Origin of the sequence: Shewanella electrodiphila, assembly GCF_023283985.1 — a bacterium.
Taxonomy (GTDB): domain Bacteria; phylum Pseudomonadota; class Gammaproteobacteria; order Enterobacterales; family Shewanellaceae; genus Shewanella; species Shewanella electrodiphila.
On record NZ_JAKIKU010000003.1, the window covers coordinates 270456 to 293058 of the forward strand.

Annotated in this window: 18 protein-coding genes; 9 read left to right on the forward strand and 9 right to left on the reverse strand. The window is 39.6% G+C overall.

Going from position 1 to position 22603, the window contains the following annotated elements; all coding sequences use genetic code 11:
* The first annotated feature begins 71 nt into the window (after positions 1 to 71).
* The gene (gloA, locus tag L2737_RS07200; RefSeq protein WP_102526056.1) at positions 72 to 482 is read left to right on the forward strand and encodes a lactoylglutathione lyase; all 411 of its coding nucleotides are present in this window, start codon (positions 72 to 74) and stop codon (positions 480 to 482) included.
* 72 nt (positions 483 to 554) lie between these two features.
* Here the strand turns inward: gloA and L2737_RS07205 are convergent, their stop codons facing one another.
* The 7 genes from L2737_RS07205 to L2737_RS07235 all read right to left on the reverse strand — a co-directional run bounded on the left by L2737_RS07205 (position 555) and on the right by L2737_RS07235 (position 11737).
* A complete protein-coding gene (locus tag L2737_RS07205; RefSeq protein WP_248955287.1) occupies positions 555 to 3068 on the reverse strand; it encodes a TonB-dependent receptor plug domain-containing protein in 2514 nt (837 codons plus the stop codon).
* Between the two features lie 752 nt (positions 3069 to 3820).
* Positions 3821 to 4828, reverse strand: a complete 1008-nt coding sequence (gene ruvB, locus L2737_RS07210; RefSeq protein ID WP_102526058.1) for a Holliday junction branch migration DNA helicase RuvB — start codon at positions 4826 to 4828, stop codon at positions 3821 to 3823.
* 10 nt (positions 4829 to 4838) lie between these two features.
* Complete coding sequence (ruvA, locus tag L2737_RS07215) at positions 4839 to 5456, reverse strand: Holliday junction branch migration protein RuvA (RefSeq protein WP_102526059.1); 618 nt, start codon at positions 5454 to 5456, stop codon at positions 4839 to 4841.
* On the reverse strand, positions 5453 to 5974 hold the full coding sequence (ruvC, locus tag L2737_RS07220) for a crossover junction endodeoxyribonuclease RuvC (protein WP_102526060.1): 522 nt from the start codon (positions 5972 to 5974) through the stop codon (positions 5453 to 5455). Before ruvC ends, ruvA begins: the two co-directional genes overlap by 4 nt.
* Positions 5975 to 5997: 23 nt before the next feature.
* Positions 5998 to 6744 (reverse strand): YebC/PmpR family DNA-binding transcriptional regulator, encoded by a 747-nt coding sequence (locus L2737_RS07225; protein ID WP_102526061.1) that lies wholly within the window; start codon positions 6742 to 6744, stop codon positions 5998 to 6000.
* A 115-nt stretch (positions 6745 to 6859) separates the two neighbouring features.
* Complete coding sequence (gene aspS / locus L2737_RS07230) at positions 6860 to 8641, reverse strand: aspartate--tRNA ligase (RefSeq protein WP_102526062.1); 1782 nt, start codon at positions 8639 to 8641, stop codon at positions 6860 to 6862.
* A gap of 261 nt (positions 8642 to 8902) precedes the next feature.
* Positions 8903 to 11737 (reverse strand): diguanylate cyclase domain-containing protein, encoded by a 2835-nt coding sequence (locus L2737_RS07235; protein ID WP_248955288.1) that lies wholly within the window; start codon positions 11735 to 11737, stop codon positions 8903 to 8905.
* A 293-nt stretch (positions 11738 to 12030) separates the two neighbouring features.
* Between L2737_RS07235 and cmoA the strand changes: the two genes are divergently transcribed.
* From cmoA to L2737_RS07275, 8 genes are all read left to right on the forward strand, one after another.
* Positions 12031 to 12762 (forward strand): carboxy-S-adenosyl-L-methionine synthase CmoA, encoded by a 732-nt coding sequence (gene cmoA, locus L2737_RS07240; RefSeq protein WP_248955289.1) that lies wholly within the window; start codon positions 12031 to 12033, stop codon positions 12760 to 12762.
* Complete coding sequence (gene cmoB, locus L2737_RS07245) at positions 12759 to 13751, forward strand: tRNA 5-methoxyuridine(34)/uridine 5-oxyacetic acid(34) synthase CmoB (protein WP_229368782.1); 993 nt, start codon at positions 12759 to 12761, stop codon at positions 13749 to 13751. The genes cmoA and cmoB overlap by 4 nt, the downstream gene beginning before the upstream one ends.
* A gap of 55 nt (positions 13752 to 13806) precedes the next feature.
* Entirely contained in the window at positions 13807 to 14574 is a 768-nt protein-coding gene (locus L2737_RS07250; RefSeq protein ID WP_102526066.1) for an ATP-dependent zinc protease family protein, read from the forward strand.
* An 8-nt stretch (positions 14575 to 14582) separates the two neighbouring features.
* Entirely contained in the window at positions 14583 to 16088 is a 1506-nt protein-coding gene (locus L2737_RS07255; protein WP_102526067.1) for a UUP1 family membrane protein, read from the forward strand.
* Positions 16088 to 17047, forward strand: coding sequence for an alpha-L-glutamate ligase-like protein (locus L2737_RS07260; RefSeq protein ID WP_102526068.1), 960 nt, complete (start codon positions 16088 to 16090; stop codon positions 17045 to 17047). Before L2737_RS07255 ends, L2737_RS07260 begins: the two co-directional genes overlap by 1 nt.
* Positions 17010 to 18749: a hypothetical protein gene (locus L2737_RS07265; protein WP_248955290.1), complete on the forward strand. Its 1740-nt coding sequence runs from the start codon at positions 17010 to 17012 to the stop codon at positions 18747 to 18749. Before L2737_RS07260 ends, L2737_RS07265 begins: the two co-directional genes overlap by 38 nt.
* The gene (locus tag L2737_RS07270) at positions 18727 to 19854 is read left to right on the forward strand and encodes a DUF3541 domain-containing protein (protein WP_248955291.1); all 1128 of its coding nucleotides are present in this window, start codon (positions 18727 to 18729) and stop codon (positions 19852 to 19854) included. Before L2737_RS07265 ends, L2737_RS07270 begins: the two co-directional genes overlap by 23 nt.
* A gap of 81 nt (positions 19855 to 19935) precedes the next feature.
* Positions 19936 to 20838, forward strand: coding sequence for a LysR family transcriptional regulator (locus L2737_RS07275; protein ID WP_248955292.1), 903 nt, complete (start codon positions 19936 to 19938; stop codon positions 20836 to 20838).
* Between the two features lie 87 nt (positions 20839 to 20925).
* Here L2737_RS07275 and L2737_RS07280 read toward each other — a convergent pair whose 3' ends face one another.
* Complete coding sequence (locus L2737_RS07280; protein WP_248955293.1) at positions 20926 to 22272, reverse strand: putative metalloprotease CJM1_0395 family protein; 1347 nt, start codon at positions 22270 to 22272, stop codon at positions 20926 to 20928.
* A gap of 9 nt (positions 22273 to 22281) precedes the next feature.
* On the reverse strand, positions 22282 to 22566 hold the full coding sequence (locus L2737_RS07285; protein ID WP_248955294.1) for a chemotaxis protein: 285 nt from the start codon (positions 22564 to 22566) through the stop codon (positions 22282 to 22284).
* Between the last annotated feature and the right edge of the window lie 37 nt (positions 22567 to 22603).

Below are 22603 nucleotides of genomic sequence, written 5' to 3' on the forward strand. Positions count from 1 at the left end.
AATTTTTTAACTGCAATAGAAATTTGTTATGCTTACAAAAAAATACCCAATCAATAACTAAAGAGCACCCTATGTCGCAACTATTACATACTATGATCCGAGTCGGTAACCTTGAGCGCAGTATTGAGTTTTATACTCAAGTCATGGGCATGAAATTACTCAGACAATCAGAAAATGCTGAATATCAATATACCCTTGCATTTGTCGGTTTTGGTGAAGAATCAACTGGCCAAGCAGTGATTGAGTTAACTTATAACTGGGGCACTGAAAATTACGATTTAGGTACTGGATTTGGTCATCTCGCCATTGGCGAAGAAGATATCTATCAACGATGTGATGCGATTGCTGCAGCTGGCGGTAAAGTTACCCGTGCTCCAGGACCTGTAGCAGGCGGAAGTACTGAGATTGCTTTTGTTGAAGATCCAGATGGTTATAAAATTGAACTGATACAGAAGAAAGCAATGAGTGAGGGATTGGGCTAATAATTATTGTTTAGTTCATCAACCAATAAAAAAGCCAGCAAATGCTGGCTTTTTTGATGCTGTAAAGTTCGATTAGAACTTCATTGAGATGCCAGCGTAGATTTGACGCCCTAGAGTGTCATAAACCTCTGGTACAGTACCAGCTTCATTACCACTAGTTACACTTACAGGTTCTTCGTTAGTTAGGTTTTTAACACCTACGTTCGCAGAGAAACCATCGGTAAAGTGATATACACCTGAAATGTTGTGGTACAGCACTGAAGAGATATCTTCACCTGTGTTTACATCATTCATTTCACCGATGTAACGGTTTGAATACATAACACTCCAATCACCACGGCTAGCCGTTAGGTTAAAGTTGTTTTTGTATTCTGCATACCCGCCGTACATACCACCGATTGTACCTGTGTAATCAACACCGTCTTGCTCAAAGTTTAACAAGTAGGTTAAGTCATTGTTGATTTTCCAATCTAAACCTAAACCTTCGAAAGTGTAAGCTAAGTTGAAATCGATACCACTTGTATCTTGATAACCAACGTTAGTTAGCGGGTTAGTCAAATCCGATAAATCGCCATTAGCGCCGATGTTAAATGTGTCACAAGCTGATGCGTCACCAGCAAAACAGTTATCTAAGCCAGCTTGAACATCAAGACGTGCAATAGCACCGTCAATCTTGAATCTCCACCAGTCTAACGTTAGTGACATACCTTCAATGTAGCTAGGTGAGTACACTAAACCGGCAGTGAAAGATTCAGATGTTTCAGCATCTAAGTCTTCATCAGATGTGTAGTTAACTAATATTTGTGGGTCTTGCTCATTGTTCCAAGGGTCAGTTAGGTAATCGTAAGAACCTGAATTACCGCCGTATAGCTCGCTCACGCTTGGTGCACGGAAACCAGTTGCAGCTACAGTACGTAACATTAAGTCACCTGTTGCTTCGTAAGTTAAGCCAATTTTCCACGTTGCTGCGCTACCAAAAGTAGAGTAGTCATCGTAACGTAATGCAAATTCACCGGTTAGTTTATCGGTAAACGGTACACTAACTTCTTGGTATACTGAGAAAACATCAAAGCTACCATCTGTTGGATCTTGTTGAGCTGCAGTACCTTCACCAGCAACAATCACTGGGTCTGGATTGTAATAACCGCTTTCATGACGGTATTCTGCACCAATTGCGAATGCAACTGCACCTGCTTCTAAGTCAAATGCTTCACCACTGATGACACCAGCAACAACGTGTTGTTCGTTACCACCGTTAGTTTGTTCAGTGTAGCTAACCGCATCAATCATCTCTTGGCTCATTGGGTCGCCACCAAACCATGCATCTTGATTTGCATAGATTGATTTTTCCATGTTGCCTTGGTGAATTGAACTATGAACCCAAGTATCAGCTTCGTTTTTACCGTATGTGTAAGAAAGATCCCAATCCATTCCAGTGTTTACATCGATAACACCAGCAAGGCCAGCAGAAATACGGAATGTATCGGTTTCTTGCTCGTAAACACGATTACCCACATCATTCATACGCTTACGGTAATTGATCATGCCTTCTTCATCAGCTGCAACGCCACCGTCAATCATAGCTTGATCAAGGGTAATACAATCGTCTTGCTTAATATTGTTTTCACAAACTTTAAGATCTAGATTGGCTGGTTGAGCTGCCATCATTTGCTTTGATTTACGTTTTGTATATAAAACATCACCAGACAAAATCATGTCATTATTTAGCTCATGCATACCATTTGCAAAGAAGCTATAGCGTTTGTTTGGCGTTTGTAGCCAGCTATCTTGTGTGTAATCATACCCATATTCACGATCACCCCACTCACCTGTTTCAGGGTTGATTTGCTTTCCACCTAAAGTACCTTCAGGAATAAACGAACTTTCACCCTGTTCAACCCAATCACGATCGCCTTGCATAACACCTTTACGTTCAGAGTATGCTAAACCAAATGTGAAGTTGCCGCGGTCAGTGTTGAAACCGTATAAACCACTTAACTCGATGTTTTCGCCGTCGCCTTCAGAAGTCGCGCCGCCATTTACATCGAATTGGAAACCTTCAAAATCTTTCTTAGTGATAATGTTAACTACACCAGCAATGGCATCAGAACCATATACTGCAGATGCGCCATCTTTTAGAATTTCTACACGTGCAATCATGGCTACTGGGATAGTATTCAAATCTACTGCGCTATCAGCACCTGAACCCGAGTTAACCATACGACGGCCGTTTAGCAATACTAAGGTTCTATTTGAACCCATACCACGTAAGTCAACTTGAGCAACACCGTCTGCACCATTGTTGGTAGTAGAACCCACAGCCATACCAGCCATTGCTGGTTGTGATTGTAAAATCTCATCTACTGAGTTGTAACCTTCCGCACGGATAGCACCTGCATCAATTACAGTTACTGGAGAAGCAGTTTCCATGTCTTGACGTTGAATACGGGAGCCTGTGACTGCAATTCTTTCTACGTTTGCAGATTCTTCTTCAGCATAAGCGCTTACTGAAACTGCTGAAGCAGCAGAAACTGAGGCTAATAACGCCACATTAATGCTGTTTGATATTTTAGATTTTTTAATCATTTGTTGCTCCCAGGTGATATCTTTTCTTATTCTGTTTACGCAATTAAATAAATATTTAAATTTGCGTTGGACTAGATACTGAATAACCAGAGATATTTCGTCAAACCACTAACTTGTAACTTTTGAACCATTTTTTGTTAATAAATATGCACCAAGTATGTAAACCAAAATAGGTGATGAACATCTCAAAACATTATTAGTTTAATATTTCAGTTGAATAAACTAGTAAAACACCTGTGCAATAGAATTATTACCTAGGTCACAAATAACATTTTTAAAACTTACCCAATTACGAAAGTGTGACGCAGATCACATAAATAGTTTGAACCTTGACTCGGTTAAATCAAATATCTTCAGTTTTCATTCAGAATTGAAATTATTCACAATTAAAAACACTGAAACTCAGCCCTGCTGTGACTCAGAGCTAATTGCTAAATTAAGGAGGTTTATTAACCAAGTTGATTGGCGACAATAAAGGGTGATTATTTTACTGCAGTTGTTTTATTCCTCACTATTGAATGAAGAACATTAAGTAATAACTTTTTACATTCACAGAACAATTAAGCGTTAACTAACAAAAAATAAACATTTATCGAATTTATGAATTTCACTTTATAAAGTTTAAACAAAAGCAAATGTTAATAATTTGGTTCTCGGCTCATTGCATAGATATTCATTTTATTTGGGCAATAAAAAAGGAAAGCCTGTGCTTTCCTTTTTCTATTTTATTGTCTTGATTTAATATTAACAATTTATTCTGCAGGTTTGATTATATCAAAATGTTGATAAGCCCTGTCAGTCGCTATTCGCCCTCTTGGCGTACGCTGAATAAACCCTTGTTGAATTAAAAAGGGCTCTAGCACATCTTCGATAGTTTCGCGGTCTTCGCCAATTGCAGCCGCTAAGTTATCTAACCCTACCGGTCCGCCCATGAACTTATCAATAATGGCTAATAATAACTTTCTATCAAGGTAATCAAAGCCCTCTAAATCAACATCTAATAAATCTAATGCTTTTTGAGCGACTTCTTCAGTTACAAACCCATCATGTTTTACTTCTGCATAATCTCGCACTCGTCGTAATAATCGGTTAGCAATCCTTGGCGTACCACGTGAACGCTTTGCAATTTCATATGCCCCCGCTTCATCTATCGGTAACTCCATCACCTTGGCAGAACGGGTGACAATGGTGCACAGATCTTTGACGTTATAAAACTCTAAACGAAGTGGAATACCGAACCTTGCGCGTAAGGGTGAAGTTAACGCGCCCGCGCGGGTTGTTGCGCCAATCAAGGTAAAAGGCGGTAAATCAAGTTTAATTGATCTTGCAGCAGGGCCTTCGCCAATCATGATATCTAATTGGTAGTCTTCCATTGCTGGGTATAGGATTTCTTCGACAACAGGGCTCAAACGGTGTATTTCATCGATAAATAACACGTCACCATGTTCAAGGTTTGTTAGAAGAGCAGCTAAATCCCCTGCTTTTTCAAGTACCGGCCCAGAAGTCGATTTGATATTGACGCCCATTTCATTCGCAACGATCATAGCTAATGTGGTTTTTCCGAGTCCTGGAGGGCCGAAGATGAGCATGTGATCAAGTGCTTCTTCGCGCTTTAGCGCGGCCTCAATAAACACCTTTAACTGGGCACGAGTATCATCCTGCCCTGTGTAATCCTCCAACATTTTAGGCCGCATAGCTCTATCAATGTGAACTTCTTGCTCGAATTCTTGTGGCTGGATTAAACGATCCGCTTCTATCATTGTGGCCTCTTTATAACATTGACTTTAGAGAGGCTTTAATTAACACCTCACTTGTCATTCCGTCGCTATAAGCACTTAGCACAGCTTTACTTGCTTGTGCTGGTTTGTAACCTAAAGCAATTAATGCAGCAATGGCATCTTCTTCTGCATTATTTTCGATGGCTGCAGGCTTATAATTACTTTGTAGAGCAAATTCACGTTCAGAACCTACTGATGCTTCTAATAAGCTTTTCAATTTATCACGCATTTCGATAACTAAACGTTCTGCGGTTTTCTTACCGACACCGGGAAGTTTGACTAAAGTAGCAATATCATCTCTTTCGACACAATTAACAAACTCAGATGCAGTCATGCCAGATAAAATAGTTAAAGCTAACTTGGGACCGACACCATTGGTTTTTATTAATAAGCGAAACAGTGCACGCTCTTGTTTAGTGATAAAACCATATAGTAACTGCGCATCTTCACGAACCACAAAATGAGTGTATAACATTGCAACTTGATTAAGTTCCGGAAGCTCGTAAAAGCTGGTCATAGGCACTTGTAACTCATAACCCACGCCATTAACATCTAACACTATTTCAGGCGCTTGTTTCTCAACAACAAGTCCACTTAATCTTCCTATCATTTATATCGTCCATATGTGCGGCTTTGGGCTTTTCCGCCCATTGCAATTAAACTTTGAAAAGTATGGTTATGACAAACAGCAACGCCCAACGCATCTGCCGCATCCGCTTGGGGCGCTGCTGGCAACTTAAAAATTTGTTGGATCATATGCTGAACTTGTGTTTTCTGCGCGCGTCCAGTTCCTACAACCGCACTTTTAATTTGAGTTGCACTGTATTCGGCAACAGGTAAACCCGCATTCATTGCAGCGACAATGGCTACGCCTCTTGCTTGACCCAATTTAAGGGCTGAATCAGCATTTTTTGCCATAAAAACCCGTTCAATAGCAAATTGGTCGGGTTGGTACTGCTTTATTATTTCAGTGACCCCATCAAAGACTTGTTTAAGTCTAGTGGGCAGATCATCTGCAGAGGTGCGAATACAACCACTACCAAGGTATCTTTGCTGTCTACCCTGACATTGAATGACACCATAACCTGTGATCCGCGAACCTGGGTCAATACCCAAAATGATTGTCATCGCTTTACGCTTCCTTGGAAAAATTATTCAAGGCTTTCCATCACTTCATCTGAGATTTCAGCATTATGATAAACTTCCTGAACATCATCATGATCTTCAAGGTTATCAATTAAGCGCATAAATTTTGCCGCAGTATCGGCATCTAATTCAGCTTTGGTACCTGCTATCATAGTAACTTCTGCATTGATGGCTTCAAATCCAGCAGCATCCAGTGCATCTTTAACACTGCCAAAGGCATCAGGTGTAGTCAGAACATCAAATGCACCATTGTCATGAGTGACAACATCATCAGCGCCAGCTTCTAGTGCAGCGTCCATTAATTCGTCTTCGTCAATGGCTGCATCATAAGAAATAACCCCTGATTTAGTGAACATATATGCCACTGAGCCATCAGTACCTAAATTTCCACCAGATTTACTAAAGGCATTACGTACGCCTGATACGGTACGGTTTTTATTATCTGTCATGGTTTCTACCATAACTGCTGTACCACCAGGACCATAACCTTCATAAATAATGGTATCTAATTGCTGACCATCGAGTTCACCAGCCCCACGTTTGACTGCACGTTCAACAGTGTCACGAGTCATGTTATTTGATAATGCTTTATCAATTGCTGCACGTAGACGCGGGTTGGCATCAGGATCTGAGCCTCCTTCACGAGCAGATACCGTTAACTCTCGAATAAATTTACTGAATAGCTTACCTCGTTTTGCATCTTGAGCAGCTTTACGGTGTTTAATGTTGTCCCATTTACTGTGACCAGCCATTGTGACTCCTTCAGTTATTTTTGTTCTATATAAAAACAGACCGAGGCAAAAGCCTCGGTATGTGGGTTAACGCTTTAGTACAAACCAATGAGATTTGTAATTTTGCTGATTAACATTATTCGTCAGCGGCAGGCTTTTCTTGAGGGATAACGCTAATCCCTAAATCAACTAATTGCTGAGGGTTGGCAAATCCTGGCGCATTTGTTAATGGACATGCTGCAGTCGTTGTTTTCGGGAATGCCATCACATCACGAATTGAACTAGCACCTGTCATTAACATGATAATACGGTCTAAGCCAAATGCTAAACCTGCATGCGGTGGTGTACCGTAACGTAATGCTTCGAGTAAGAAACCAAACTTTTCATTCGCTTCTTTATCATCAATGCCAAGTATACGGAATACCGCACTTTGCATATCAGCATTATGAATACGAACAGAACCACCACCTAATTCGCAACCATTTAATACCATATCGTAAGCATCTGAAATTGCTGCACCTGGATTGGCTTCAAGTTCTTCAGCAGTTACGCCGCGCGGAGCGGTAAACGGATGGTGAACTGCATGGTAACCACCATTGATTTTTTCGAACATTGGGAAGTCAACAACCCACATTGGGCGCCACTCACCTTCAAGAAGTTCAAAGTCTTCACCGGCTTTAAGACGTAATGCACCCATTGCTTCAGCAACAACGTTTGCTTTATCTGCGCCAAATAAGATGATGTCGCCAGTTTCAGCATTAGTACGTGCGATAATTTGATTGACGATATCTTCGTTTAAGAATTTAAGTACTGGTGATTGAATACCTTCGATACCAGCAGATAAATCATTAATCTTCATCCACGCTAGGCCTTTAGCACCGTAAATGCCAGCATATTTAGTGTAGTTATCGATTTGCTTACGAGATAAAGATGCACCTGTTGGGATACGAAGCGCTGCAACACGACCTTCTTCATCGTTAGCTGGACCACTAAATACTGCGAACTCAACATCTTTAACTAAGTCAGCAACATCAACAAGTTCAAGTGGGTTACGTAAATCTGGCTTATCAGAACCATAACGCGTCATAGCTTCTGCATATGACATACGTGGGAACTCACCTAAATCAACATTCATTAATTCATTGAATAAACCGCGAACCATAGTTTCAGTTTTTTCCATGACTTGCTCAGCTGACATGAAAGAAGTTTCGATATCAATTTGAGTAAATTCAGGCTGACGATCAGCACGTAAATCTTCATCACGGAAACATTTTACAATCTGGTAATAACGATCAAAGCCAGACATCATCAGCAATTGTTTAAATAATTGAGGAGACTGTGGCAGAGCAAAGAACTGACCTTTATAAGTACGGCTTGGTACTAGGTAATCACGCGCACCTTCTGGTGTGGCTTTGGTCAAAATAGGCGTTTCAATATCCAAGAAACCGCTATCATCAAGGAAACGACGAACCGCGCTAGTGACTTTTGAACGGAAAACAATACGGTCAGCCATTTCAGGGCGACGTAAGTCAAGATAGCGATACTTTAAGCGCTGTTCTTCACTGTTGTTTTGATGATTATCCATGCTCAAAGGAAGCGGCGCTGAAGCATTAATAATTGTTAGGGCTTGACCTAAGACTTCAATTTCGCCAGTTTTCATTTGTGCATTAATTTGACTATCAGGTCTTGCACGAACTAAACCTTTAACTTGTACACAGAACTCACCGCGTAAACTGCTGGCTACTTTGAAAACGTCTTCCAAGTCTGGATCGTAAACAACTTGAACTATCCCTTCTCTGTCACGAAGATCTAAAAAAATTACGCCGCCTAAATCGCGACTACGGTTAACCCAACCGACTAAGGTGACTTCTTGACCAAGATGAGACTTATTAACGTCTCCACAATAATGACTGCGCATTTAACTCTACCCTTTAATTCGGAAATAGGTGTCTAAAAAACAATTTAATTTGGCATTATATTAAAATAATGCAGGCAACTATAGCACTTATAATACGCCTAAAAACGCGTTTATTGAACGTGTGCTACATTTTTGCATGGAAGTATCGATTAGTTTACTGCAATTGAACAGACTTTAGGGAAAGTTCCCGTTATAACCGAGTAAAAAAACAGCAAATAAGACAATTATGTTTGTTCATCACCTTGAAAACTCAACCGGTGATTAAAAGCTGCGTTGATCACCACCCTGCTTTTTTACTTTGTACATCTTTTTATCAGCCATCTGTAATATGGCGATAGCATCATCACCATCATCTGGATAAACCGCAATACCGATACTGGCTGATGCTGTTAATGTTATTCCTTCAATAATGAGGGGGTCAGATAACACATTAATAATATTATCTGCGACTTTTATCGCGCATTCGCTGCTGTCAACCTTGTTAAGTAAGATGACAAATTCATCGCCTCCAAAACGAGACACGGTATCAGATTTTCGTACTACTGATTTAAGTGCAGTGGCAATATGAATTAATAATGCGTCACCAATGTGATGACCATGTTGATCATTAACATTCTTGAATTTGTCTAAATCTATAAATAACAATGCAAACTTGGCTTGTTCACGTTCATGGGCTTTGATCGCACACGCTAAACGGTCATCGAGTAAACCACGATTAGGGAGTTTAGTCACAGGGTCGTGCTCTGCAACAAACTTTATCTTTTGCTCAGCCGTTTTTCTCAAAGTAATTTCACGTTTAAGACGTTTATTACCCAAGAAGACGATAAAGGTGATCATACTGATAATCAGCAAACCTAATAGTACAATTTTAAACCACTTTTGATATTTGTCCGCTTCAGAACGCAAGTCAACCGCCACCCATTTTTGGTACATCTGCTGTTGTTTGGTTTCATCAATCGTTTCAATGGCGCGGTTCAGTAATGGAATGATAGTTTTGAGTTTTGGGTAAACACCAATATGACTTTTTTGTTCTGTTAAATCTGCAACTAGGGCCATTTTTAAATCAGGAAACTCCCCTTCATTCAGCACATAAGCAAGGGTCACAACTTGTTCGATGAATAAATCGACATCACCAGAAGAAACCGCCTGTAAACCACGTTGAGTATTATCTACTTGAACAATTTCTAAACCTGGAAATTGTTGGCGCAATATATTGATCAAGTTATAGCCTTTGACGACCCCTATTCGCTTACCGTTATATTGGCTTAAATTGAACAACGGCTGTTGAGTTAACGTAGTCGCAATAGCCCAAGGTGATGGCCAATAACCTTCTGTAAACTCAAGTGCTGGCTCTCGATTTTTATTATTTGCCATACTGCCAACTAAATGAATACTGCCGTTTTGTAAGTCTTTATTGAGTTTGTCCCACTGCTGATAGGCAACAGGAATAATATCGATGCCTAGTTGCTCTGTAACAATTTCGATAACTTCTTTATTAATACCGGAAAATTCACCTAATTCATTTTGATATTCCATGGGCGCCCACTGAGTTAAATACCCCAGTTTAATTGCACCCAGTGAGTCTAAATATTTTCTGTCTTTATTACTGATATAGATTTGTTTATCGACAGTAGAAAATGTTCTATCGGCTTTATTTAAAAGCCATTTCTGTTCAAGTTTTGCCATTTCGAAATCACTAATTAGCTGAAAACCATTAGCGATGCGCTCTGCAAGTTCTGTATCTTCTACATTGGTAAGGTTATATATTTGAGTACCAAAATCGAGCTTATTATATTGATAAAACTCAGACCACGATTTTTGATGTAATAAGTAGTGTGAAGTGTAAGCACTTGCAGCGACAAAGCCTGCGATGTCGCCATCACGACTTGCCTTGATTAATTGCTCCATGGAATCGTAATAACGTATCTGCGCATTAGGAAGCACTTTCCTAAGCTCGATGATATAAGGTGATGTGGCAAACAATCCGATACGTTTACCATCAATTTCACTAATATCTTTGATTTCTTTGTTGTAGCTAAAGAATCGACTTTTAACTGAATAAAAATGATTAGCTCTATTAAGACCAGTATTGATTTCTTCACTCTCAGGGTAACCAATATGTACGTCGGCATGACCATCTTTAATGAGTTCAATGCTGCCATTCATATCGCTTGGAATAAAGTCTATTGATATACCTGTTTTTTCAGACCAAAGTCGCCACAAATCGACAAATAAACCATGGGGTAAACCGTCTAAACCAATATCCACAAATGGCTCTACATTCATTTGCATCGCAATCAATAGACCGTTGGATTCACGACGATAGCCAAACCAACGCTTTTCAATTTCATCGACATGGGTAGTAGACACTTTCTTAAAGCCTTCATTAATAAAGGAGACCCAAGATTGATTTAGCAAAGATACTACTGGCGCAAGTTCTATTTCTTTAATCAATATACGTGAAGATATATGGAAATTGTTGGCTAGTTCTAAATTGATAGGGATGCCTTGGTTATAGCCTTGAATCGTTGCAAATACGTATATTTCACCTGCAACAACAGCATCGTATAACGCTTTTTTAGTCTTAAAATATTTAAATGTCAGGCTGGGTTCTATCGCCAGTAAGTCCTGTTCATGTGAAGTCCCTTCAATAATGCCTATTTTAAAAGGACGAATATCACTAATCGCTTTTTTATTAGCAATATCTTTGTGAAGGTAAAGGTAGGAATTAAGAGAAGATACTTTATCTGCATATGAAAATAGTTGCTGTCGCTCTTTGGTTATTGCCATACCAATGTGAGCATCGACGTCACCGTCAGCGACTGATTGTAAAGATTGTTGCCATTGCATGGGATAAAACGACACTTTTACGCCTGTTGCGGATGCCCACTCGCGCCATAAATCTACCATGACACCTGCGGGGTTACCGTTATCATCAACAAATTGATAAGGGTAAGCATCTTCACTCATTGAAATGGCTAATGAACTTGGAAAAGCCAATGATGATACCGAGGCGGATTCATTTTCATCGGCTGATACAATAAATGTCATCAACGTAAACAGGAAAAAAGTAAAAATAGTGCTAATTAACTTCAAGCGCGTTCCTTTGTGCTAGTTGTCATTTTATTAGTCGTTATTTGTTATATTCGTTTTTTGACCACACACTTTATCTGGTTGAAATTTTGTTAATCAACCTTAAGCTTAATTGTAAATCATTTTAATTATATGTTCATCATACCGATTTATATCGACCAATTGTCCTACTTAATTAATTATTTAGCCAAAAAAGTGCAAATAAACAAAATAAAACAAAAAATACCAATAGGATACTTGCTGCTATTTGGTAGGATTGGCTAAAATGAAGCTATGATTTTCTCAAGTTACCTCAGATGAACTCTCAACAAGATACAATTTACGCTGCAGCAACCGATAAAATATCAGATTTTCAATTTGATAATCGGGTTGCAGGTGTATTTAACGACATGATACGACGATCTGTACCTGGTTATGCCCAAATCATTAGTACGATTGGGGATTTTGCTGACCGTTATGTTACCCCTAAATCTAATATTTATGATTTAGGCAGTTCTTTAGGTTCTGCGACTTTGAGTATTCGACGCCAAATTGAGCAAAGACAATGTCGTATTATCGCTGTTGATAACAGTGAATCGATGATCGAGCGTTGCCAAGAAAATTTATCTGCCTACGTCAGTGACACTGAAGTAGAACTCATTTGTGGTGACATTAGAGACATCGACATCACTAATGCTTCAATGGTGGTATTAAATTTCACTCTACAGTTTTTACCTGTTCATGACAGGGACGAGTTAATCGCCAAGATTTATCAAGGTTTACTCCCTGGCGGTATTTTAGTTATTTCAGAAAAATTACGATTTGAAGATAACGTGATTCAAACACTTTTAGATGAACAACATCTAGACTTCAAACGCGCAAATGGATACAGCGAACTAGAAATTAGCCAAAAGCGCAGTGCACTTGAAAATGTGATGCGCCCAGACAGTTTATCCATGCACCAACAACGCTTTACTGAGAATGGTTTTAGCCATTCAACAGTGTGGTTTCAATGTTTTAATTTTGCATCAATGGTGGCCATCAAGTGATAAGTTTTAGCTCCTTTTATCAACAAATTGCCGATTCAAGCCTGCAACATTGGCTAGAAGAACTTCCAGCAATTTTAGGAAAATGGCAAAGAGAACATAAACATGGCAACTTGCCAAAATGGGAAAAAGTCCTCAATAAATTACATTACCCAGCGCCAACCCATATTGATTTATTCAACGGAGTCAAAATTGGTGACGGTAGCCAGCTGACTCCAGGACAAACAGAAAAGTTACAAAATCTACTTGGGTTATTTCAACCTTGGCGTAAAGGCCCTTTTTACATTCATGGAATCGAAATTGATACTGAATGGCGAAGTGACTGGAAATGGGATCGGGTTAAAGAACATATTTCTCCATTAGATAATCGCACAGTATTAGATGTCGGTTGTGGCAGTGGTTATCACATGTGGCGCATGCTAGGTGCTGGTGCTAAACGTGTCGTCGGGATTGATCCCTCCCCGCTGTTTTTATGTCAATTTGAAGCAGTAAAGCGTTTAGCAGGTAATGAACATCCTGTACATTTATTGCCACTGGGCATTGAAGAGCTTCCAGCATTAGATGCGTTTGATACCGTATTTTCTATGGGTGTGTTGTACCACCGTCGTTCACCCATCGATCATATAATGCAATTGCGTGATCAACTGCGTATGGGCGGTGAACTTGTATTAGAGACCTTAGTGATAGATGGCGATGAAAATGCTGTTTTAGTCCCACAAGACAGATATGGCAAAATGAATAATGTCTGGTTTTTGCCATCTGTCGATGCACTCATGTTATGGTTAAAAAAGTGTGACTTCACCGACATACGTTGCGTTGATGTGGATATTACTTCAATGGCAGAGCAACGCTCAACACAATGGATGAAGAATGAATCTTTAGTAGATTATCTTGACCCCAACGATGTAAGTTTAACGGTCGAAGGTTATCCAGCCCCAAAACGGGCAACGATAATAGCGATAAAAAACCAACCTAATCACGACCTAGTTTAATATAGTATTATAATTATCAAAGTATTAGCTTAGATTAAAGAAAACAGGAATTGTCATGTTAAAGCAGGTATTTATTTTAACCGTCACCGCCGCATTAATATCAGGCTGTGCATCAAGTGCGAAAATCACTCCCGTTGGAAGTGAGGAATTGAGTGCTAATCTTGCAACTTCACAAACTGCGATTATCGAGGCAATAAATGCTCAATGTGCTCACTCATCTACTGAAATGCAAACCTTGAGTGCTGAAGTCAACGACCTAAAATTACAAATTACTGATGCATTAGCAAAACAATCTAAAAAAATGAATGATGATGCTGCAGCACTTGCACAATTAAGTGAGCCACCACAGTGTCCAGAGTCAGTTGTCTCAGACAAAATAGTCTTAGGTGAAATTGAGCATGTATATGTTGATGAGTTAAAAGCGTCATTTGAAACCCGCATCGATACAGGTGCAGAGTCATCTTCATTAGATGCACGTAACATTGTGTTATTTGAGCGTAACGGTGTTCAATGGGTTAGATTTGATGTGATGACCAACGGTGAAAAGCAACCTGGCAATACTTTCGAGCATAAAGTCGAGCGCTTTGTTCGTATCAAACAAGATGCTGATTTACCTGACGATCGCCGTCCTGTGATTCATGCTCATTTAAAAATTGGTCAATATGCTGCCGAAACAGACTTGAACTTAACCGACCGAAGTCACCTTGAGTTCCCGCTACTTCTTGGCCGTAAATTTATGAAAGACATTGCAGTAGTTGATGTTGGACAAATTTATGTTCATGGCAAAAAACCACAAACAGAATCGACTAAAGAAGCGAAATAGGAATTCAAATGCATTCTCGTAAGCCATTTTTTATCTTTGTAGCCCTATTATTCATATCAGGGATCAGCGCAAGTATTTACCGCAGCGTTGAACACAACGTACCCTTTTTCCCAGGCAAACAAGTTCAAAGTTGGTCTGTTGAAGCAAAAGTAATGTTCAACGGTACTAGCAAGCCAGCTGAAGCCTCGCTTTCTCTACCTCAAGACCCTGCATTTGATGTGTTAGCAGAAAATGCTACATCTGCCGGTTATGGATTAAATATTTCTGAAGGCGAAGACCGCCGCGCGGTCTGGTCAATTCGTGAAGCATCTGGTCGTCAGTCTTTATACTATCGAGTGACATTAGTGCCTACTGGCCAACTAAAAGTTGATGCAGATGAAGAGCCAGTCACCCCAGAGCCGTTTTTATGGCAAGTTACTGAACGTGGTGCAGCTGAACAAATCATTAACCAAGTATGGGAAAGAAGTGCGAGTAACATTTCTTATGCTCAACAGTTAATGGATGTAATTAATGATAGTAACCAATCGCAAAACCTTGCATTACTATTATCAGTTAATTCACGAACTCAGCTTTTTGTGCAAATGCTTCAATCAAAAGGTGTTCCAGCCAAGTTAGTTAGTGGCTTGATGCTAGAAGATCAACGTCGTCGTCAACAACTTAATCCTTACGTTCAAGTCTACCAAGATGGTGAATGGATTTTATTTGATGTAGAAAACAACAAGCAAGGTCGCCCAGATAACTTAGTACTATGGCAACACAACGGCATGTCTGTACTTGATGTCATTGGCGGTAGTAATTCACAAGTTAATTTTTCAATGTTAAAGGAAACTCGTTCTGCGTTAGCGACTTCTATTGACATGATGATGAACACTGATTCGTTAGACTTTTCGCTTTACCAGCTACCCCTTGAGGAACAAAGTACCTTTAAAGGCATCTTACTCATCCCTATCGGTGTGTTAGTTGTTGTATTCCTTCGGGTCATCATTGGTATCAAAACTTCTGGTACTTTCATGCCGGTTCTGATTGCATTGGCATTTATTCAAACCACTTTACTGACTGGTCTAATCGGTTTCTTACTGATTGTCGCATTCGGATTAATGATTCGTTCGTATTTATCGCAACTCAATCTCTTGCTCATATCCCGAATATCCGCGGTGATTATTGTGGTGATATTTATTATTGGGTTGTTCACGCTTATATCTTACAAGTTGGGACTCAGTGAAGGATTAACGATTACCTTCTTCCCTATGATTATTCTTGCTTGGACCATTGAGCGTATGTCTATCCTTTGGGAAGAAGAAGGTCCTAAGTCAGTATTTATGTCTGGTGGTGGTAGCTTATTTGTCGCCACATTAGCTTACCTTGCTATGAGTAACAGTTGGATCCAACATTGGGTATTTAACTTCCTTGGCATTCACTTAGTTATTTTGGCTATGGTACTGGTAATGGGTCAATACACAGGTTATCGCCTAACTGAGTTAAAACGCTTTAAACCACTGGCTGAGGATAAGTAATGAAGAATTACGCTTGGCCTTGGGAATTACGTCGAAATGGCGTATTGAATATGAATAAGCGCAATATCGATTACATTGGTAAGTACAATCAACGCAAATTTTATAAACGCGTAGATGATAAGCTCATTACTAAGCAGTTAGCTTTAGCCAATGATATTGCAGTACCTGATCTAATTGGTGTTGTTGAAGAACAGCATAAAATTAACGAAATACCACAAATGGTATTAGGCAGAACTGGCTTTGTTATCAAACCTGCTAAAGGGTCTGGTGGTAAAGGTATTCTGGTTATTACCCATGTTGAAAATGGCCGTTATTACAAACCTAATGGCGATGAAGTAACGCCAAATGAAGTTTATCGCCATGTGTCTAATATCTTAAGTGGCCTGTTCTCATTGGGTGGGATACCTGATGTTGGATTAGTCGAAGGCTTAATTGAATTTGACCCAATTTTTGACGGTTTTAGTTACGAAGGTGTACCTGATATTCGTCTTATCGTCTTTAAAGGCTATCCAGTAATGGGCATGCTTCGCTGTTCAACAGCGGCTTCAGACGGTAAAGCAAACTTACACCAAGGTGCTGTGGGCGTCGGTTTAGACATTGCAACGGGTAAAAGTTTGTATGCGGTTCAGTTTGATAAGCCAGTGCTTAGGCATCCTGATACCAATTATGAACTTTCTCAAATCCAAGTACCTAATTGGGACGTGCTACTTCATACCGCATCAAGCGCATATGAAATGTGTGAATTAGGCTATTTGGGCACTGACATGGTGTTAGATAAAGTCCGTGGCCCTCTTTTGTTAGAGTTAAATGCACGACCAGGATTAGCAATTCAAACAGCGAACGGAAAAGGAATTTTAGACCGACTTAAACACGTAGAAAGCCTGAAAGGGCCGACGTTATCAGTGGAAGAACGTGTCGCTTATGCTAAAAAACATTTTTGCAGCAACCCTAACTTTTAGTTTATTGGCAACTGCTCCCGCAGTTGCCAACCCTCTAAACCTGTTTATCCAACAATGCTTGCGTTACCAGCCTTCGCTATCTGAATTAGACTTAACTCGGTCGGTTTCCCAACAGGCCGTTCAATTTGAGCAGCTCACCCTAGGCCTTAATAACATTAATGATCGTTTAAATTACTATCGTGATTTGGCCATTAATAGCCAACGAGAAAGCATATTAATGTGTCAGTTACATTTAGCTGACGAATTACAAACACTACTTTTAGAACCAAAACTTGATCAGTTAATAATGAATCTGTCGCAATCACAGCCCCCCTATTCCTCTTTGGCTGAAACATTAACTAAGGTTAAACAGCGTCAGCTCGATATTAATACCAAATCACAACTGCATAATGCCCAGGCAACCATCAGAAGAAATTTAACAAATCAGCATATTGCTATGGTTTTCAACGATAAAACCTGTCAGCTACCGACTCAAACAAGCCATAACTCAGACACACCGACTGCCAATTCAATGTTGAAAACCACCAAGCCAAATCTGGATGTCAGTTTAGCTAAATACTTAATGTCACAACCTAACGAACAATGTAGAAAAAATGCTTGGCTTGCTTACCAATCACGAGCAAAAGATAAAAATGCGGCGTCATTAGATATCATTAAGCAGCTTTTGCAAGCAACGGCTTTCGAGTCACTTAACACTCAAATACTCAATGCCGCTTCACTTAATGAATATTTACAGCAACAAACAAGTAATATTAACCTTGCACCTTGGAACATTGGGCAACATCTTGCTTCATTACCTCACCAGCCCTACTCTGGACCTCAGTCTGCAAATGAGATTTTTACTCGAGTATTTACTCAATTAGAAAATTTGGGGATTCGAATAGAAGCATTGAATCTCAGTGACATAACCGACACTAAAACAGTTGAAACAAGCGATACAAACCGCACTAACACCAGAGATGGCGTTAAAAATACAATTTATCGTGTATGGCACCAACAACGTCTACTCGGAGAATTGTTTGTTAGCCCAACAGGTCAGACTAACGCCCATGTTATTCGTTATCCCGTGATCGGACATCAATTTGCACAAGCAAGCATCAGTTATTCAGAAACTATCTCTAATAAAAGACAAGCAAATAAGTTGATTAATGCAATTGCAGAAGCTGTTACAGGTTTAGCACGGGGTAATAAATTTTATCTGATTAATAAACAGGGAAAATCTGCTGATAACCATTTATTAGGGCAATATTGGCTGTCTGCATACCTACGCCAGCAAAACGATTCTGTATTATCTCAACGCGAGCAAGTTGTTCAAGATTATCGTCGGCAATTACGTGTTATACGTTCCAAAGTTATTATTGACTTCTATTTGAATGAGCCCTCAAAGCAACAACAGTTATCAATGGCTTTTAAAGATAGCTTCAATCAAGAGTGGCAATACGCTACTGATTTAGCTTTTAGCTTCAATGGTATTGCAAATGAAGGGGTTAACTATTATTTACCTCTTTGGCATCAAAGCCTTGTTAGTATGATTTTCGAATCTAGTAAATCTTCAGTAACAGAACGTCAAGTTTTTGATATTTTGGTGGTTAATGAAGATAATTTAACCCTAATGGAGCAAATGTTCATTATACTTACTCCACCCAATGATCCATCTTCACTCATCAGGAGAGCCTTCAATGCTGGCCACTTGCAAAAGTAAATCGTTATCGTGCTTAATTGGTTTATCATTTATAGTATCTTCGGTATCAGCCTTCGCTGCCGATGACCCAAAATCAACCGCAACACCATTAACACACCAACAAGTAAGAAGTGCGATACAGGTTAACCTTGAACAGAATATGTATTCTCTGCCACCAAGAATTCAAGGGCATTATGGTTTAAGAATGTACCGAATGACGGGTGATGAAAAGTATACAAATGCAGCCTTAATAGATTTAATCACGATTACTGAACGTCAAAACTATTTTGCCTGTAATATTGATAAGCCTAAGTTTATCGAACAGCAAGCCAGTGAAGCAATAAGTGTATTAGGTAAAGGCCCTCGTGCAAAAGCGAGAAAGAAAGCACTGAAGCCCTTCCCAGAATTTATCTTTTATAGTGATATTTTATTACGTTATGCCAGTCGTACGGACGAGTTAGGTTTTATGGGTCCTTGCCATCAAAAAATGGTTACGGCATTAAAAGCATATGATCTTAAACCTGCATTGACTGATCCTAAGATGATTAAAGCTTGGGCTGCACAACTGATCAATTACGCGTATTGGGCAGAACAACTTGAAGTCGGAAACTACGTCGATGATTACAAACAAGCTTTCATTGCCGCTTACCCTAATGATAAAGATAACGAATTAGATAAAAGACAATTCAGAAATAAATTGTATGGCATGACTCACTTTATCTTTGCTGCAAGCGGTTATTATCAACAAGAAGTAAGTGCCAAAGAGTTTAAATGGATTTTAGATTACTTTGATGACAACATTGACCGTATCCTTACCGATGCCACAGACGATATTATTTCTGAAGTTGGGATAAGTTTCTATTTAACAGGCTTACGTGATCATCCTGTCATTAAGAAGACGCAAAACCACATAGCAGCATCGTTTAACTCTGAATACCAACTGATCCCTTCACCACGTGGAAATCCAGATATGGTCATGGGTGAACACAGAAATGTTTTAGCCATGATGTTACTTGATTGGCCAGAGACGCTTCATAAAGGGCCATATCTTGCTGAAACAAAAGCGACGAAGAAGTACTTACCTGTACAAGTGACACCTAAAAATGTCACGAGTAAAAACAAGTAAGTAAGATATTAGTGATGATTAAGGGGTAACGATTGTTACCCCTTATTTTTGCAGTTTACCCCAGCATGAGTAATTTAAAACATGAGTAGAGCTAAATCGACGTTAGAGCAGTGGCGAATTATTCAATCTGTGGTTGATTTCGGTGGTTACGCCCAAGCTGCTGAACAGCTTAACAAAAGCCAATCATCTCTTAATCATGCCGTGGCAAAACTACAGACTCAATTGGGTATCCAATTACTCGAAGTTAAAGGCCGTAAAGCTTATCTCACAGAACAAGGCGAAGTATTACTGCGTCGTTCACGACATTTAACCCAAACAGTAGATGAACTCGAACAACTCGCGAGCAATCTTGGCGAGGGCTGGGAGCCTAACTTAACCATTGCACGAGAAATCATTTATCCTCTGCACTATTTAGTGGATGCCTTAAAAGCATTTTTGCCCCATAGTCGCGGCACCCGGGTAACGATTATCGACTCAGTTATTTCTGGTACTCACGAACTAATTTTAAATAACACTGCTGATATTGCCATTTGTGGGATCCCCGCTAAAGGTCATGTTGCAGAGCCTATATGTGAGTCAGAATTATATCTAGTGTGCTCGCCCGCTCACCCACTAGCTCAGCACGATGTTATAGCTGATGACCAAGTTTTAGCTCAACATCTACAGATTGTCATTAAAGACACAGCAACCCATAAAGCATCAGACACTGGTTGGCTAAAAGCAGAACAACGTTGGACGGTTTCTAATTTTCATGAAGCGAAAACTATTTTAAAAACAGGCATTGGTTTTTGTTGGGCACCAGCTTACTTAATTGAGGATGAGATTAAATCAGGTGAACTGCAAAGATTGGCATTGAAAGGCAGTAAAAGTCGTAAGGTACAACTTTCATTAGTGGTTCCAAATAGGGATAAACAAGGGCCTGCATCTAAATTATTAGAGTCATTGATATTATTACAACATGATATTAATCAGATGGTTGAATAGGTAACGATTCATATTAGCTAATAAATTTGTTTACTTTGAATGTAATTAGTTTGAATTGATTTGAATGACTTGAAAAGTGATGAAGTGTTATACGGCAATATTAATAGATGAATATTCTTGTGCGGCGTTAATCGCTGAATCCTTGATACGAGAAGTACTCGCATTGTTAGCTTGCTCACTTCCTTCATCATTAGTTTGATCAAATGGATATGTTGGCGTAAATTGCTGCTCATCCAACTGCTGAGCTAATTGATTGATTTGTTGAGACTCTTCTGTGCTTAGCACCTTTTCTTGTCTTTCAGATACAAGCTCTTTTTTAGCTTCATTCATTTTTCGAACCGCTTCATTAGCGACTTGAATGTCTGCTGTAGAAGGTTGAACCGGAGCCATTGCAGCAGCGTAAACCTTTTGCATTTTATTGAAAGTAGCTTGAGCATTACCTTCTATTACACCAACATCAATCTTTACTTCCCCCTCTACTGCATAGCGTTTTCCATCAGGGCCTTTTTCATAGGTATATTGGGGTGTTTGAGCAAAACTTCCGCCAACAGCTGCATGCGCCTGTTCATGGGTTTTAACTTCAGCATCCCTTTTAGATAATTCATTAATAATTTGAGTATCAAGTTGTACTTGTTGTTTTTCTTGCTCAGCTTGATGTGAATCTTGCACATCTTGTTTTACTTGCGCCTTTTGTTCAGCTTCAGCTTTGCTTTTGTCACTTTGAATGTCGTTGTTACTTTCGTTTGTACTATTATTTTCATCGACATTAGCAATAGCGTCTTTTTGACCAGTCGCCACCAGCGTAGAAGCTGCAAAGCTTTTATCGCTGTCTCGTAAGCCGGACGTTACATCATTAGTCGTATCCTCAAAAGCGTTCACTGACGCAGAAGTGGTCAATGAACTCGTGTTAACAGAATTTGAATGACCACCAGCGATTTGATTAGCTTGGCCATCAATCTGGATGTCTGTCGTTTTGGAAGATGAAATGACACCTAAAACCGATACTGGTCCACTTTTCAAATTAAATTGCGGGCTCAAATGACTTGAATTAACGACACTCTGTGTTTTTAATGGCTTCGAACTCAGGGAGCCTGCGTGAAAATTTGAACTGGACTGAATTGAACTGGGCTGAATTGAACTGGACTGAATTGTACTGGAATTGAAACTTGAAGATGAGGCCAATACTGAAGATTTTTTTGTAACACTGATCGTTTCGTTATGGTCGTTAACATCAGCGCTGACAAGTTCAGGACTTAGAACATTATGATTAATATTATTGGTATTTAATGCATTTGAAACGGGTTTATTTGTTACAGGGACAGTTGAGACCGTTTTACTTATGGCAGAATCAGCCACAACACTTTTACTACTCGAAGTATTGTGACGATTTAGAGAACTTGTCCCTTGCTGAAGTGGCTGACTTTGTACGTTCATCTCTGAATTTTAAACAGATAAATTTATAATAGTGCCAACATTTTCAGAGGCCACATCAATGACTTCAGCAGATGCCTGAGCTTGAGTCACTGCTTGTTCAGCATCAATGATCGCAGACACTTTATCTGTTGATTGTGCAGCTTGAGAACTTAACGTAACGGTATCTTGTTCAACTTTAACTGGAGTCGTTGTAGTGGGCTCAGGCGCCGCGACAGCTGTCGTTGCTTGTGCCAAATCATTTTGGGCACTCTGTAAACCTTGTATTCCTGAAGTCATTGCAGAAGGTATTTGCATTTGATCATTCCTTTTTAAACCCAAATCTAACCGTGTA